Source organism: Adlercreutzia sp. CNCM I-6216 (genome assembly GCF_977113345.1).
In genome coordinates this window covers 21,236-36,345 of sequence record NZ_CDSBIE010000018.1, presented here as the reverse complement: position 1 = coordinate 36,345, position 15,110 = coordinate 21,236, and the positions used below count along the sequence as shown (strand labels likewise).

The 15,110-nt window shown below is 58.0% G+C and carries 11 protein-coding genes and 1 tRNA gene; 3 read left to right on the top strand and 9 right to left on the bottom strand.

Annotated elements, in window-relative coordinates; all coding sequences use genetic code 11:
• The first annotated feature begins 256 nt into the window (after window positions 1–256).
• A complete protein-coding gene (locus ACYVRU_RS11470; RefSeq protein WP_461186164.1) occupies window positions 257–1,213 on the top strand; it encodes a RyR domain-containing protein in 957 nt (318 codons plus the stop codon).
• Window positions 1,214–1,362: 149 nt separating this feature from the next.
• Window positions 1,363–1,869, top strand: coding sequence for a MarR family winged helix-turn-helix transcriptional regulator (locus ACYVRU_RS11465; protein ID WP_114538956.1), 507 nt, complete (start codon window positions 1,363–1,365; stop codon window positions 1,867–1,869).
• A gap of 234 nt (window positions 1,870–2,103) precedes the next feature.
• On the opposite strand, the gene ACYVRU_RS11460 is transcribed toward ACYVRU_RS11465, so the two are convergent.
• From ACYVRU_RS11460 to ACYVRU_RS11425, 8 genes are all read right to left on the bottom strand, one after another.
• A complete protein-coding gene (locus tag ACYVRU_RS11460; RefSeq protein ID WP_114538955.1) occupies window positions 2,104–2,967 on the bottom strand; it encodes a nucleotidyl transferase AbiEii/AbiGii toxin family protein in 864 nt (287 codons plus the stop codon).
• Window positions 2,964–3,548 carry a type IV toxin-antitoxin system AbiEi family antitoxin domain-containing protein gene (locus ACYVRU_RS11455; protein ID WP_302011579.1) on the bottom strand — a complete coding sequence of 195 codons (585 nt, stop codon included), beginning with the start codon at window positions 3,546–3,548 and terminating at the stop codon, window positions 2,964–2,966. The genes ACYVRU_RS11460 and ACYVRU_RS11455 overlap by 4 nt, the downstream gene beginning before the upstream one ends.
• Before the next feature lie 456 nt (window positions 3,549–4,004).
• Entirely contained in the window at window positions 4,005–5,126 is a 1,122-nt protein-coding gene (locus tag ACYVRU_RS11450) for a hypothetical protein (protein WP_452039434.1), read from the bottom strand.
• A gap of 10 nt (window positions 5,127–5,136) precedes the next feature.
• The gene (locus ACYVRU_RS11445; protein WP_452039433.1) at window positions 5,137–6,375 is read right to left on the bottom strand and encodes a restriction endonuclease subunit S; all 1,239 of its coding nucleotides are present in this window, start codon (window positions 6,373–6,375) and stop codon (window positions 5,137–5,139) included.
• Window positions 6,368–8,026: an HsdM family class I SAM-dependent methyltransferase gene (locus ACYVRU_RS11440; protein WP_452039432.1), complete on the bottom strand. Its 1,659-nt coding sequence runs from the start codon at window positions 8,024–8,026 to the stop codon at window positions 6,368–6,370. Before ACYVRU_RS11440 ends, ACYVRU_RS11445 begins: the two co-directional genes overlap by 8 nt.
• On the bottom strand, window positions 8,027–11,122 hold the full coding sequence (locus tag ACYVRU_RS11435; protein WP_452039431.1) for a type I restriction endonuclease: 3,096 nt from the start codon (window positions 11,120–11,122) through the stop codon (window positions 8,027–8,029). It lies immediately after the preceding gene.
• A 163-nt stretch (window positions 11,123–11,285) separates the two neighbouring features.
• Window positions 11,286–12,239: a RhuM family protein gene (rhuM, locus tag ACYVRU_RS11430; RefSeq protein ID WP_452039430.1), complete on the bottom strand. Its 954-nt coding sequence runs from the start codon at window positions 12,237–12,239 to the stop codon at window positions 11,286–11,288.
• A gap of 131 nt (window positions 12,240–12,370) precedes the next feature.
• A tRNA-Met gene (locus ACYVRU_RS11425) sits at window positions 12,371–12,448 on the bottom strand.
• A 180-nt stretch (window positions 12,449–12,628) separates the two neighbouring features.
• On the opposite strand from ACYVRU_RS11425, the gene ACYVRU_RS11420 reads away from it, so the two are divergent.
• Window positions 12,629–13,645 (top strand): DMT family transporter, encoded by a 1,017-nt coding sequence (locus ACYVRU_RS11420; RefSeq protein ID WP_302382996.1) that lies wholly within the window; start codon window positions 12,629–12,631, stop codon window positions 13,643–13,645.
• Here the strand turns inward: ACYVRU_RS11420 and ACYVRU_RS11415 are convergent, their stop codons facing one another.
• A complete protein-coding gene (locus ACYVRU_RS11415) occupies window positions 13,646–15,070 on the bottom strand; it encodes an amidophosphoribosyltransferase (protein WP_302233700.1) in 1,425 nt (474 codons plus the stop codon).
• Between the last annotated feature and the right edge of the window lie 40 nt (window positions 15,071–15,110).

Sequence of the window (15,110 nt, the reverse complement as noted above, 5' to 3'; positions counted from 1 at the left end):
TGGAGAGATTAAAGCGCCATCACCGGCGCACACCGACCGATAGCGGACAAGCGCACCGATGGCTCGCGGAATCACGGACTGAAAACGCCGCAATAATCACCCACCCTTCGCCCTGAATCGGCGGCGGGGATCCCGAGACAGAGATCGCGCAGGGAAAGGCCCTCTTCCCGATTTCAAGCGCGCCATCAGCCAGATCGCCGCAAGCGGAAGCGAGTCCGAAGCCTCCCTTGAGGCACTGCGCGCTCTGCTAGACACCATGGAGGCCGAGGCCGTCGGCTACGAGGGCCTAGGAACTGAAAGCTCCCTCACCGCCCTGTTCGACATCCTGCCCGCCTGGTGCCTGCAGAACCGCATCGAGCTGGTCAGCAGCCCGTGGTGGGACGACTGCGCCGTCATGAACGCCATCATCGACACGCTGCACGCCCGTTTCGTCGAGCTCGACTTCGGTGGAGCGGTCTGCGATTACTTCCTCGAATCATGCTACGAGGCGCTGGACGCCTACCACCGCGACCTTTCCAGCGAGCCCTGCCCTTGGAGCGAGTTCTCCGTCCCGGAGCTGATCGCCGTCATCCGCGAAGAGCGCGAGCGCCAACCCAGTTTCGAAACCGACGGATACGGCAGCAACCTTCCCGCGTGGCTCATCAGCAAAGAGCAGCTCGTCTGGAACATCTGGGTCTGCGCCCTTTACGGCCCGGCGAGCGCGCGGCCGCTGCTGGTCGATTCGCCCGACTTGCTGGCCAGCCAGGGGTACGCCGGAAAGACCGACGTCATCACCGAGCTGGCCCAGACGTCGTTTCTGCGCTACACGACCGACCGCATCGCGTCGCAGACCGACCAGGAGTACGCCTCCTTCGCGAGCCTGCCGCCCGATTTGCGCGACTCCTCCATCGCCTACATCAGCAGCATTCACAGCAAGCTGGAAACGCTCGGCTACGAGGTGCTGCCCGCGGGCAGCTGCTACCCCGAGCGCTGCGTGACCGCCTTTACCGCAAGCGAGGTGGAATGCCTGGCCATTCTGGAGCACCGCCGTTGGCTGCGCGAGCGGCAGCGCGCCGGCTGGCGCTACGGCACCGCCAAGGACGTGGAGCGCCGGCGCAGCCCCTACATGGTGCCGTGGGAGGAGCTGCCCGACCGCGCCAAGGAATGGAACCGCTCGGCCGTGCGCAGCATTCCCAGCCTGCTGGCCAGCGTGAACCTGGCCGTGGTGAAGTAGCGGCGCCTTTCCCGCGCAATAGCGCCGTGGTGAAGCAGCAACGGGTCGGTAATGGTTGGCGGCTGCTTCTGGCGCGGCGACGTCGGGGGCTTCTAAGATGGAGGTCGCGCCTGCCCCTGCGGGCGTCCATCGACGAAAGAAGGCTCATCATGATTGAATCGACTCAGGTTCTGCATCAACTGAAAGTGGCGACCAACTACAGCAAGCTGGCCATGCACAAGTGCGGCCCGCGCAGCTTCAAAAGCGGGCAGGGCGCCATGTGTAAGGTGCTCTACAAGTTCGGCGACGGGAAACTGTCGCTGAAGAAGCTGGAGGAGCGTCTCGGCTGGGACGGCCACGAGGTCGTTCGCGTGGCCGAGAAGGCCCAGGAGAACGGCTACGTGCGCTTTGCCACCAGCAAGAAGGGCAAGCTGTCCGTAGCGCTGACCGACAAGGGCACCATGGTCGTCGAGAAGCGCCTGGCCGCCGAGGACCGCGCGGCCGACGAGGTGCTGGAGGGCCTGTCCGACAAGGAGCGCGAGTGCCTGCTGAAGCTGACCGGAAAGGTGATCGATAACTGCAAGGCCATGGGCGTCGATTACCGCACCATCGCCGTCAAGGGCTGTCGCGACCGCAAACCCGGCCACCATCACAACCACGGCTGCTGCCGACGCTAAAACAGAGCGAAAGAGCCGCCGATCGAATGAGCTCGGCGGCTCTTTTATGGTCGCAAGGAAAGTAGGACGACGAAGGCTCTCGTTGACGCCGCGGGCGTTACCTGCAAAACCGCTTTCGCCACCCTTCAAAAACTCTGCCGTGACGGGTTGTTGGATGGAGGGGGTCAAAGCTCTCGCGACCCACAACAGTGTTACATATTGCGTAATGATTGATTACTCAGTATTGCGCAGTAGCTACTCAGCAAAGCACGCCTGCCAGTCAATGGCCTCCATGATCGCTACAACCGTCTCGCATGTCCCGGCGAGGGTCATGTCGCCCACGTACGGATACTTGCGGGCGTACGCCGCCCATCGATCCCGCATGACGGCGTCGGAGGCCACCTCGGCCATCACCGCGCGGTAGCTGCCCATCGCGGCAAGCGTGCCGCGCTTCCCGGATGTAGCCGCAAGGGCGTCCCGGAGCACGTCTGGCTCCACCTCCGCCCTCCTTGTGAGCCAGAGCATGCGCAGGTCGTAGTAGTCGCGCGGGCGTGTGTTCGCGATGCCGCGGCTCACGACCGTCTCCAACTTTTCCGCCAGCGTGGTGGGGAGCGGGTAAGCCATTAGCGAGAGTGAGCGGTTGTCGAACATGAGAGGATAGCTGTACTCGACAGCGTCGGGCGTGATCTTGTCGCCCGTGGTCACATCGACGGTGACAGGCGAGCGCATCTTCTCATAACTGGCCAACAGGTGCACGCGTATGCCCGGGTAGTCATCTGTCTCGCGTATGTCCTCCGTGCGGACGAACTCGAACGAGAAGTCGTCATCGGCCTCCACGGCCGCGATCTCGCGGAACGCCCTCTCTGCATTCTCGTGGGTAAGCGGGAAGCCGCGAACCGTCGCGTCGAGGTCCTTGGTGCTCCGCCTGTCAACGCCCATCAGCGAGCTGATGAGCACGCCTCCCTTGACGACAACGCTGTCACGCCAGGGCGAGAGGGATATCCGCTCGAGCAACCGTTCAAGCAGGTAACTCTGCATCACGAGCTGCGGGGGCACCCCTCCTTCCTTGGCGCGATTGCTGATGATGGCCTTGAGCTGCATCGCATTTTTAGTTCTCACAGCAGCACCTCCAGGTAGTTTCGTATCTTTTTCTCCACACCAAGCGCCCGCGCGTAGCCCAGCAGCTTCTGGACGTCCTTCTCGCGGCTGCGGACGTACTGCTTCATCGCCGGGTTGACCACCTGCACGTCAACGGCGCGATGCCCCCGGACGATGTCGCAGAGCGTGCGCTCCAGGTCATAGGCGCTCACTTCGTTGCCGTACGGGGTTCTGACCGTCGTAAGCCCCAGGCCGAGCACCTCATCCGCGCACGTGCGCACCTCGATGCCCGCCTCACGCACCTTGGTAGCTCCGTACGAGCGCGGGAAGGTCATCGTAAGCTGAAACGGCACGCGGTCAGCGTAGCCATGAAGGTAGAGAGCAGTTCCATCCGAGAGAATGCCCTTGGGGAAGCGGAGCTGTGCGGCAAGAAATTCGTCCTCCCATGCGTCCGCCATGCGGTAGACGCCACGCTGCACACGCTCAAGCTTGCCCGCCTTCACCATGTCCGAAATTCGCGCACGGGGAATCCCGGCGTCCACAACCTGCGCCGTCGTCACCAGGCCGCTGCTCGATTCCGCCAAGTCAATGATAGCCTGCACCCCCACCACCTTCTCATTGTCCGTTTACACTGAATATTTTCTCATATTCAGTTAATACGGACAACGGAAAAATCGGAAGAACGCACCCGCCTTCCATCCATCCAGTAGGCACCACTATGAGCGTCACGCCATCTACCAAGATTCAGTGGAACTCTCTTCGCTGGCACTGTCCAACCTCTTGCTTAAATTCCAATAGGCGGCTACCGGCCGTAACGCACGAGAACGGGCAATCCTTGAGGTCGCCGCAGAGCTTGAAATCAGTGAACGGACACCACGACACTTGATCCCTCAATTTGCTGATGGCAGGTTGCTCGTCGCTGAAGGCTCAACCACTAATCGTATCTACTACACGCCAAGCAAGCCCTGAGAAGAACGTCTCCTTGCGCAGTTCGTTCAGGGTCCATCCGCCACCCAAGCTGCACGGGAGGAACCATGGCTACGGCGACAAAGAGCCTACTACCTCTCGATCTCCCATCGTTGTGCAAAGCTCTCAGCGCGCGCAACCCTTTCCTCAGGGCGCATGCGCGTTATAAAACGATCGACATCAACAGCACTTATAGCGCCAGACTTGCGGGCACCTTTATCGCGGAGCATCTCATACATCATCTGAACCGACAGCGTTGCAACAAATGGCGCTCCCGTCTTTGCCAACGTTAGAGCCCGCGCGCAATCAACGCGACTATTGCTCCAAAGCGCCTCGATGTCGATGTCCTCGGAGGTATTCTCGATTTCATAATGAATGTCATCGCCATCAACCTCAAACGAAACCCTTCCTTGCTGCTTTTGCCTTGTCCGCGGCACGTCCTTGCCTAATCCAAGGTATTCGATTCTCTTAAGACCCTGGCGCTTCATGCTCATATCAAAAGCACCGTTGCCGCATCGAACAACAGCGGCATCTTCAACCATATCGGTAATACCACCGCAAAAGGCCAAAATAATCCAGTCGACGTTGCCAGAAGCACACTTCAGCAAGTCGTAAATCGAGTCAATCATCGGCAACTCACCACAAGCGATTTTCCGGGCACCATACCCATCATCGATGAATAAACCTCTGAGATCTGAATGCACCTCGATTAAGAAGCCAAGTTCCAAATCACAGCCATCAGCCTTCTCGGCCGCACGGGAGCGATAAGTGGGCAACTTTCCTACGTGGTTACTTCCGCTGTACAAGTCGGCCTCAAGGGAACGGGCGACATCAGCAATACATGCGTTTTTCAAAAGCTGAATAGCACGGCTAAGTCTCTCTCCAAAAAATTGCTCGACCTCTCCTGTGAAGATGTCACGCACCCCGTCATCAACAATTTCCCTCCGACCATTTTCGCTAATCCTGCTGAATTCAGCGGCGGCGGATTCGACCTTGCGGCCGCCCTTAACAAAATGGTCGACTCGGAAATGCTCAATCCCGATGAGTTTGCCATTCGCATGAATGAGGAAGTCGGGCTTTTCAAATGCCTCAATTGCACCGCTAATCCTATCGACGTTCCTTCGCGCATCTCCGCCTTTTGCACGCGCAACAGCAAGGGCAGAAGTCAGTACTTCGCGCTCTCGGGTCTTCTTTTCTTCATTGTGCTTGCTCATTTAAACCGCGTCATCCAGATATCGAAACTTGCCCATTCATGAGCATCGGAAGCAGCCAGTCGCGAAGAGAGGAGAGTTCCACGGTTTCTGTCTGTAGCCGTTTAGATTTCTCGCATAACGGAAGAACGCTTTTCTCGAACCTTTCCGCCATACCCTTTGGCGGCCTAGCCAATCGGACGCTGGCGAAGTCTTCTTTCGAGACTTCTGCAAATGTAGTGCCTGCGCCCTGAGACCTAATGAGGGGCATGAGCCTCTGAACGGTGAAGAAGTTGAAGTAGCTTGGATAGCCAGCGTCAGCCACAAGAGACTTGCAACCCTGGTTCGTGCAGCATGCGGTCTCGGCGACAGCCAAATAACCAATCGGTGCGCGCGAGCTCATGATGGTCGAGCCTGCGGGCATCATGACAGCTGAGCAACTTGCAAGCCCGACGCCGCTCACATCCCTCTTACCGTGAGAGATGTGCATAAACGAGTCATTGTCCGAAAGGTCATTTGGGGTAATCCAAGCGATTCCCTCATCAGCATAATTAGACGAATCCCCTGTCGATGGAGTGGCACCTGAAACTACAGACCCCAAATCACTCATTAAGCCCGCTTCCCATCCTTCGGGGATTTCGCGTTTGAGAGTTTCGTTGTAGACCATCTTGCCGCCGCTGGAGCGGTAGGGCTTGCCGTTCTCATCGGGGAAATCGAACTGCGTGAACCAGTAATCGTAGATAAGACGGGCCGTATCCTCCAACTCCGCCATCATCTTCTTGCTCAATGCAATCTTGTCATCAATAGTGCGCAAGATCCGGGCAACTGTTTTTTGATAGCCAGTGCTTACGGGAATGGTGATGTCATTGTCTTCCATGCCCTCTTTTGTAATATGAACCATGGTTGAGCCATGCGTACCAGCCAGCCAATAAGGAGTCATGGCCTTAAGAAGGTAGTAGAGATAATCCCTATCGATCCTTTCTGGGTCGTTTACAATTTTCCAAATGTGGTAGTGATAGATGGTCTTCTTATCATTCCAAATCTCAGGCCCGAAAGTACATGCCCATTTGTACAGCAGGTCACCCTTGTAGCAGTACTTATCGGGCTCCAGCTCCATATCGGAGTAAAACCACTCATCCTTACCTGAGAAATTACCTACTCGGACAATTTTGTACTTGCCTGAATCCTGCAATTCTGGCATAAGATATGCCCTGCCATTAACAAGCGTTGCAACATCGGCAAGTTTTACTTTACTGTACTCTTGCCTACTCATAGCGCAGCCCCTTAAGCTGTTCCATGATGCTTGCTTGTAGCTTCTCGCCTTGAGCAAACATATCCTGCAGGCTGGCCATGTGCTCGGCCAACTTGGCGTCGAACTCATCTGGCGTGAGATCCACGTAGTCAATTTTCACTTCGAAGTACTGGCCCGCGCTGAAAGAGTAGTTCTTCTCCTTGATTGTGTCGTAATCGACGAGAACGCTGAAATCCTCTTGCTTCTCTGCGGCGTTGAAGACCTTCACGATACGCTCGACCTCCGCATCGGAAAGGAAGGTGCGCTGGTTCTTGCCGTCGACCTTCTTCTTCTCTCCCAGCTTGGAGGCATCCATGAGGATTGCTTTCTCGCGCTCGATGGAAGTGTCCAAAAACACGATGCTCACGTTGGTGCCCGTGTTGGCGAAGATGTTGGATGGCATGCTCACCACGCCGCGCAGCATCCTCTTGTCCACCATGCGCTTGCGGATGGCCAGCGGGATCTTGCCCTTTGCCGTGAGAAAGCCCGTGGGCACAACCATGGCAGCGCTGCTACCGTTCTCCATGCTCGCAACGATGTGCTGCAAGAACATGAGGTAGATTTCCATCTTCTCAGGCTTGCTCGTGATGTTGGGTACGCCCGCCCAGAAACGTTTCTTATAGGCGTCGCCCGCCAACTTGTCGCGTGTGTCGGAGAAGTCGGCCTTGAAGGGCGGGTTGCTCACGATGTAGTTGAACGTGCGGATACTCTTGCCGCCGATGGCAAGATGACGCGGGTTCTCCAGCGTGTCGTCGTGCACCACGTTGGGCAGGCTGTGCACCAAGTTATTCAGGATAAGGTTCAAGCGCATGAACTCGTTTGCCTTCTGGCTGCGGTCCTGCGTGTAGATGGTGCAGTTCTGCTCGCCGATGCGGTGCGCCGCCGCCAGCACCAGCGTGCCCGTGCCAGCGGCAGGGTCGTACACCGTCACATCGCGGGCGCCCTCGGGCACCAGGATGCGCGCGATGATAGTGGCGATGGAATGCGGCGTGAAGTACTCGCCGTAGGTGCCGCTATCCTTGTTATAATCGCTGATGAGGTATTCGAACACCGCTGCGAAGAAGTCGTACTTCTGGGCGAAGGCGCACTCGAACGAAAACGCCGCCAGCTTGGTCACCAGCTGCGCGCAAAAGCTGTCGCGCTTTCCCTCCTCTACGATGAAGCGCGAAACGCCTCCAAACAGGCGAATGGACTGCCCTTGCCCGGTCTTCACGCTGAACACATCTACGTTGTCGTCGGCGATGCCAGCCAAAGCGCCGTCGAACAGCTCAGCAAAGCCGCCCTTCTCGCTACGCTCCATATCCTTGCGCTGGAACAGATAGGAGATCAGGTATTCGGGCTTGAGCACTGCCGTGCCCTCGGGGAGTTCCATCAGGGCGAGCTCGCGCTCATCCTCGTCCATGGCACGGTAGGCACGCTCCACGTTCTCCGCGTCCTTGAACTCGTCGAGCTTCTTCAGCTCGTGCAGGAACTTGTCATTTAGGAACTTGTACAAAAACGCCTCGGTGATGATCTTGTACTCCGAGCTGTCATTGGCCAGACCGGCATTGGCGCACACGGTTTTCAGGCCATCGATCATGGCCTTGGTGTCGGCCAAGATGTCGGCCCCGGGAAGGCGATTCTCTTCTGCCATTTAAGCGGCACGTCCTCTCTCGTCTATGTATTCCTTTGAAATGTATTCGGCAACACTCTTTACCTGGACGAGGCTGTATTTCACGCCCGCGTCCTTGCAGGCGACCGCCACCAGACGGCGCACCTGCTTGGCAAAATAGGGGGCGTTGCCCAGCATGTTGCGGTTGCTCATAACGGCCTCGTCGGCTCCTTGCTTCACACTGCTCAAAATGCTGAACATCGTGGTGGGACTCGTGGTTAAAGGCGGCGGCGTGCGCATGGCCTGCTTGTGGGCACGTGCGAACTTCTCGTCGCCGCCGTACTTCTTGGCAAGCGCGGCGTTGCGCCGGTTGAGGTCTTCCATTTTCCCGCGAAGGGAGTCGAGCTCCTTCACGCTTTCCGCCATATCGGCGCTCGTCATCTCCTCGATGTTCACCTTCTCAAAGCGACTCCTCAGCTCTTCGAGCAGGTTCACGTACTCGGGGTCTTTCGCATCGAAGTTGTGGGCGAACGACTCGTAGGTGCGCTTGAGCTTGTTCTGGAATTCGTCAGCCACTTCCAGCTCCTCGCTGCCGATATTGCGAAAGCGGAACTCCATCTTACTCAGTAGCAGATTCACCGCGCCGGTCGACATATCCTGAAGCGCCAGGGCCTCCTTGTTGTTAATAGCTTGGATACGCAGGCTCACCTCGCCCAGCATCTCACGGACGCGACCCACGTCGAACTTGTCGTAGAGCTCTTCGTAGCCCTGCTGCTTGACCACGTTGCGCAGGTCCTTGTAGCGGGCCAGCGCCGCGCGCAAATCGTAGAGCACGGCCTTGTCGTCGATGGCGTTTATCTCGGCCTTGAATTCCACCATGTTGTCGGTGGTGTAGGAGAACAGCAGGTCTTTGATCTTCGCCAGGTCGGCCTTAATGGTCGCGGGGTCTTCGAACAGGCTGCTGTAGTCTTTGGTCGCGTCGCCCAGCTCCTCGGTGAGCTCGGTCAGATAGGCCCGGTTGGTCTTGTCGTACTCCTCAGTAATGTCGGCGAAGTCCACCACGTAGCCGAAGGCCATATCCTTGTAGGGGCGGTTCACGCGCGTGAGCGCCTGCAAGAGATTGTGCGCCTTGATGGTCCGGCACAGGTAGAGCTTCTTCAGGCGGTGCGCGTCGAACCCCGTGAGCAGCATGTTGTACACCACAAGGATGTTGATGGGGCTGTCGTCTTTCTTGAAGTTGTCGCAGATGGCACGCCGGGTCTCCTTGGTGCCCTCGTCGTGCAAGATCAGCTCGGAGTCGAGTCGGTGGCGCGCCTCGGTCTCGCCGTTGATTACCAGCTCGGTGGAGACATCGGGATCGAGCTCGGCCAACCGCGCGTAGATGGCACGGGCCTGTGCGGAGCTGTGTGCCACCACCATGGCGCCGATGCTCTCGTCGCCCAGGGCGATTTGGCTTTTCAGGTAGTCATCAACGATGTAGTCGCACAAGGGATCCACGTAGCTCTTGTGCGCGTATACCTTCTCCATGTCAACGAGCTTCTTTACCTCTTTGAGGTCGCGCAGAACCTCCTGCATCTTCAGGCGAAACTCGATCTTCACGGGCTCGCGTAGAAGCTTCAACGTGTAGCCGTCGGCGATGGACTGGTTATAGAAGTACTTGTGGACGTAAGGCCCGAACACCTGCTTAGTGTCGTTTCGGCCATCCTTGGTATTCACCAACGGCGTGCCCGTAAGAGCGATGCGCACAGCCTCGCGGTCGGATGTGACCAGATTGGTCAAAAACGCGCCGCCACGCTTGTAGTCGCGGTGCGCCTCATCGATGAAGTAGACGCGTTGCACGTCTAGGTCGTAGTCGAAGTCGGTGGCGACGGCTCCCTCGTCGAACTTCTGGATGTTCACCACCGTGATGAAGGGCACACGCTCAGCGCTCACTACATTCGTGTCGTCACCGATGCCCTTGAGCGAGCGAGCGAACTCCTCCCTGCTGTTTGCAAGGGCCACCACCGCGCCGCGCGCCTCGAACTCGCCTTTGGCCTGATCGGCCAGGTCGAGTCTATCGACGATGAAGAAGAAACGCGCGACGCGGTTTTTCGCCTGGTAATAATCGCGCAGGTAGCGCGTTAGGAAGAACGAGAGCGCCGTCTTGCCGCTGCCCTGCGTGTGCCAAATAACGCCTTTAGTGTGCCCCCCCCCCGCAGCCAAAACGCGGCCTACCGCCATGGTGGCGAAAAGTTGCGGGTAGCGCATGACGTGCTTCTCGGTGCGTTTAATGCCCTCGTCGTTCACCTTCTCCACATAGGCGATGCCGTAGTGAAGCAGAAACAGGAATCGCGTAGGCGAGAAGACAGACGTGATAATTCGGTTCGCGGGAGCCGCGGGGTTAATGGAGCTTTCAAACTCCGCCGTGCCGTAGATGCTCGCCATGTTGTTGTCGCGCAGGACAAGCTTTTCCGTCGCCGAATCACGATCGACCACAAGGTGCGCCATCTCCTCGAGATCCTCCTCGCGAAAATGGTTAAGCATCAGGCGCCCATAGGCACTCGCCGCATAGAAGGAGCCCTGTACGGGCTTTCGCTCCTCGTCGTCATACTCCTGGTTGTTGGAGAACGCCATAACCTGCACGATGTTCGCGAAGCGGCGGTAGGCCTCGTTCTTGAAACGCGCGTGCATCCGGTCGTGCTCGGCCAAGATGCCATCCTTGTTGTTCTCACGCTTCACTTCCATGAAACCCAGAGGCATGCCGTTCACTAAGAACGTGATGTCGGGCCTGAAGCTGTCTTCACCGTTGGCGTAGGGCAGCTCGGTAACCACAGTGAAGTCATTGTTAGCGGGGTTTTCGAAGTCGATGAGGCGGTAGCCCTCCAAGCTCGACTGGAGGCAGGCGAAGAACGCGCGGCCCAAGTCGTTGCCCGAGAGCTTGAGCTTCAACTGGCTCACCAAATAATGGGCCTTGTCGGCATCGACGGGCCTGCTGTTGATGCGCTCAAGTGCCTCGCGAAACGGTTCGAAGAAGGTGTTTGTATCGACGTCGTAATCGATGCCTGAAACATCGCCTTTGATGGAATGATAGCGGTACCCGATGCGCGTGGCATGGATAATCGCAGGAAGCTTTACGTATTCGTCTTCTGGCCTGCCCATAATCTCACCACCTTCCCTGCAAACCCTTACTCACAAATTATATAGCTTGTGGTCAATCGGGCCTATATGCAGCAATGCTCGCGTGATCCTGCATCAGGACAATGGCTAGCCTTCAAGTCCTGGCAGGCTGCCCCCTCTCGCTCCATCTTCTTCGGATCGTTGGTCACTTCCCTTCCAGCTGCTTAATTGCCCGGTCGAAGTCGCTTTCTAGTTCGCGCATTTCGCGGGCGCGGTAGGCCTCGAACTCCTTCTCGGCCTTTTCGATGGCCTGCTTGTGGGAGATGGTTCCATGACCTTCGAGCAGCGCTCGGCGCGAGTTGACGATTTCGCGGTCAAGCTCTTCAACCCATTCGGCCATGGTCATCGCTCGCTCTTCTAGAGCCTGCAATTCGGCATAATCGAGAAAACGAGCAACCAGCAGATTGAGCGTTTGCAGCTCTTTTTCGGTGAGATAGTTTTTCGCAATGCATACGTCAGCTTTAGTGACGTAGTCGCCATCGAACGTCGTCATGCCCACAAGCGGCTTTTCGCGATCGACGCGGTCGTAAATAACCTCAGCCGCCGTGTGTTCATGGACAGCGTAATGAAGTTTGTTCTGCACGGTGGCGAAGAACTTGCGCGTCATGGATGATTTCGGATCGTAGTCAATGGCCGTCGCATAGATATCCGTTACCTGCTGATAAAGGTTGCGCTCACTGGAGCGAATATCACGAACCCGCTGCAGTAGTTCGCGGAAATAGCGGCTGCGACCGTCCTTGAGCCGGCGATCATCGAGCGCGAAACCTTTGACAGCGTACTCCTTGAGGACGCGCGTAGCCCATTGGCGAAAACGAACGCCTTGCTGAGACTTCACGCGATAGCCCACAGAGATAATAACGTCCAAGCTATACACAGCAACAGGCTTATCTGAACAGGCAATTTGCGTTTTTTGCAAATTGCTTTCTTCGTCCAATTCGCCTTCTTCGAACACATTACGAATATGCTTCGAGATCGTAGAGACATCCCGTGCGAAGAGTTGAGACATTTGCGCTTGCGTCAGCCAGACCGTCTCGTCTTCGAGCTGCACGTTCAGACGAATATCGCCATCGGGGGATTCGTAGATCTCGATATCGCTCATGAGGGCTCCTTGCGGCGGGATATAGGCTATCGCGTCCAAAAAGGCATCCCCAAGAACGTCTTCCCCAAGCCCATCGCACTTCTCATGCTAAACAAAAAAGCCGCCGAGCGAACTCAGCGGCTGACAATTCTTGGTCGCGGGGGGCGGATTTGAACCACCGACCTTCGGGTTATGAGCCCGACGAGCTGACCAGACTGCTCCACCCCGCAATGGGTTACCTCAAAGGGCGAGGATATATATTACTCGCCTGAGCGCGAATTGCAAGTCTTCTATCACACTTCACCTCATTCGGCACAATTCCTGCACATGTTCGCCGTCCCAATAGCCTCCAACACGATTTGTCGCATCGTACACGGACGACCACCCTACTCCGTGCTATGATGCCGCCTATGCTTTCCCAGATCAGACAAAACGGACTGCCCTCGTGGGCCTACAAGGCGGCGCTGCTTTTGGCGGCCGCCATTTGGGGCATGGGCACGGTGGTCATCAAGTCCACCGTCGACGAGTTCCCGCCCGCTTGGATCGTGGGCGTGCGCTTCACCTTTGCCGGCATCATCCTCGGCATTGCCACGGCGCCGCGCATCTCCCGCGCCTTCGCCCGCAACAAGCGCGGACATCTGCGCGACGGCGCGGTGCTGGGCGTCTTTCTATTCCTCTCCTACTGGTTCAACTCCACGGGACTCACCGACACCACCGCCTCCAACAGCTCGTTTCTCACCACGCTCTACTGCGTGATCATCCCCTTCCTCGGATGGATCATCATTCAGAAGCGACCGACCCGCTACAACATTGCGGCGGCTATCCTGTGCGTCACCGGCGTGGGTTGCGTGGCCTATGCCGGCATCGGCGAGTTCTCGCTGCGCTTCGGCGACTTCATCACGCTGGCCTCGGCTCTCTGGCTGAGCTTCCACGTGCTGTACACGGCGAAGTACGCGCCGGGACGCTCTATGATGCTGCTCACGGTCATTCAGTTCATCGTGGCGGGCCTGCTGGGACTCATCACCGGGCTTATCACCGAGCCCGTACCCAACTTCAGCCAGTTGGGCGCCGACACTTGGATGAGCCTCATCTACATCACCGTGTTTGCCTCTTGTGTGGCCCTAGGATTGCAAAACGCCGCTGTGGCCCGCGTTGATCCGGCCCAGGCGGCGCTGTTCCTTGCCACCGAATCGGTGTTCGGCGTGACGTTCTCCATCCTGCTTTTGGGGGAGGCGCCGACGATTTCCACCTACCTGGGATTTGCCCTCATCTTCGTCGGCATCGTTGTCAGCGAGTACTTACCCCTGCGAGCCGAAAAGATCGCGGCCCAGAAGGCAAAAACGGCCGCCGAAACGGCCGTCCTCGATTGCAAGCGGGCCGAAACCCAAGCAACCGACCTCGAAGAGGCCGACGCGTTCATGCGCTAGTTACTCGCGGCCGTCCCAGCAGTAGGTGCAGATTTTCTCCGGATCGATGCCGATGGCCTCTATCATGCCCTGGAGGCTCTGGTAGCTCAGCGAATCGAAACCCATGTCCTCGCAGATGGTCTTCAGCAGGCACTGGCCACGCTCGGTGCGGGCGTCGGCGTACTCGTCCAGATGGGCCACGCCCTCCTCACCTTCTAGCTGATCCACTACGCGCCGCGCGATGAGGTCCATATCCGACTTGCTGGACGAGAAGCTCAGATACTTGCAGCTGTACATGATGGGCGGGCACGCGCTGCGCATGTGCACCTCGGCGGCGCCGGAATCGTACAGGAAGTTCACCGTCTCGCGCAGCTGGGTACCGCGCACGATGGAGTCATCCACGAACAAGAGCTTCTTGTCGCGGATGAGCTCGGGCACCGGCACCTGCTTCATGTTGGCGATCTTGTTGCGCAGATCCTGGTTCGCCGGCATGAACGACCGCGGCCAGGTGGGTGTGTACTTGATAAACGGACGACCGAAGGGCATCTTGCTCTCGGTCGAATAGCCGATGGCATGGGGGATGCCGGAATCGGGCACGCCGGCCACGAAGTCCACCTCGGGGCACGCGCCGCGCGCTGCCTCGTCGCGAGCCATGATGGCACCGTTGCGGTAGCGCATCACTTCCACGTTCATACCCTCGTAGTTGGAGTTCGGGTAGCCGTAGTACACCCACATGAACGCGCACATCTTCATCTCGTCGCGCGCCGGCGAGAGTACCTCAACCGCATCGGGCGTAAGCCGCACGATCTCCGCCGGGCCCAGCTCGTACTCGTCGTGATAGCCCAGCTTGTGATAGGCAAAGCTCTCGAAGGCAACGCAGTGGCCGTCATCGTCGGCGCCCACAAGCACCGGCAAGCGACCCATGAAGTCGCGGGCCGCAATGATGTCGCCGTCCTCGGTCATAATGAGCAGCGTGAGCGAACCGTCAATCTTCGATTGGGCATACTGGATGCCGGCGACCAGGTCATCCTTCTGGTTGATGAGCGCCGCCACCAGCTCGGTTGAGTTCACCGCGCCAGAGCTGAGCGCCATAAACTGCGCATCGTGATCCTCGAAATACTCTTCCACCAAGGCCTCGGCATTGTTGATGGCACCGATGGTCGTGATAGCGAAGGTGCCCAAATGCGAGCGCACGAGCAGCGGCTGCGGGTCGGCGTCCGAGATGCATCCGATGGCGCTCGTGCCGTGGAAGCGCACGATGTCGTCCTCGAATTTCGTGCGGAACGGCGTGTTCTCGATAGAGTGAATCTGACGCTGGTAGCCATCCTCGTGGTCAAGCACGATCATGCCCGCTCGACGCGTGCCGAGATGCGAGTGGTAATCGACGCCGAAGAAAACATCCATCACCACGTCGCGCTTGGAAACCGCTCCGAAAAAGCCGCCCATGAAATCCTCCGTCTTAGTGTTTCAACGATAGATCAAAGTA

What these genes read in the sequence shown, in the direction of transcription:
- ACYVRU_RS11470 (WP_461186164.1), top strand. Translation starts at nt 257, where the DNA reads ATGGAGGCCGAGGCCGTCGGCTACGAGGGCCTAGGAACTGAAAGCTCC.
- ACYVRU_RS11450 (WP_452039434.1), bottom strand. Translation starts at nt 5,126, where the DNA reads ATGAGCAAGCACAATGAAGAAAAGAAGACCCGAGAGCGCGAAGTACTG.
- ACYVRU_RS11440 (WP_452039432.1), bottom strand. Translation starts at nt 8,026, where the DNA reads ATGGCAGAAGAGAATCGCCTTCCCGGGGCCGACATCTTGGCCGACACC.
- rhuM (WP_452039430.1), bottom strand. Translation starts at nt 12,239, where the DNA reads ATGAGCGATATCGAGATCTACGAATCCCCCGATGGCGATATTCGTCTG.
- ACYVRU_RS11435 (WP_452039431.1), bottom strand. Translation starts at nt 11,122, where the DNA reads ATGGGCAGGCCAGAAGACGAATACGTAAAGCTTCCTGCGATTATCCAT.
- ACYVRU_RS11415 (WP_302233700.1), bottom strand. Translation starts at nt 15,070, where the DNA reads ATGGGCGGCTTTTTCGGAGCGGTTTCCAAGCGCGACGTGGTGATGGAT.
- ACYVRU_RS11420 (WP_302382996.1), top strand. Translation starts at nt 12,629, where the DNA reads ATGCTTTCCCAGATCAGACAAAACGGACTGCCCTCGTGGGCCTACAAG.
- ACYVRU_RS11445 (WP_452039433.1), bottom strand. Translation starts at nt 6,375, where the DNA reads ATGAGTAGGCAAGAGTACAGTAAAGTAAAACTTGCCGATGTTGCAACG.
- ACYVRU_RS11465 (WP_114538956.1), top strand. Translation starts at nt 1,363, where the DNA reads ATGATTGAATCGACTCAGGTTCTGCATCAACTGAAAGTGGCGACCAAC.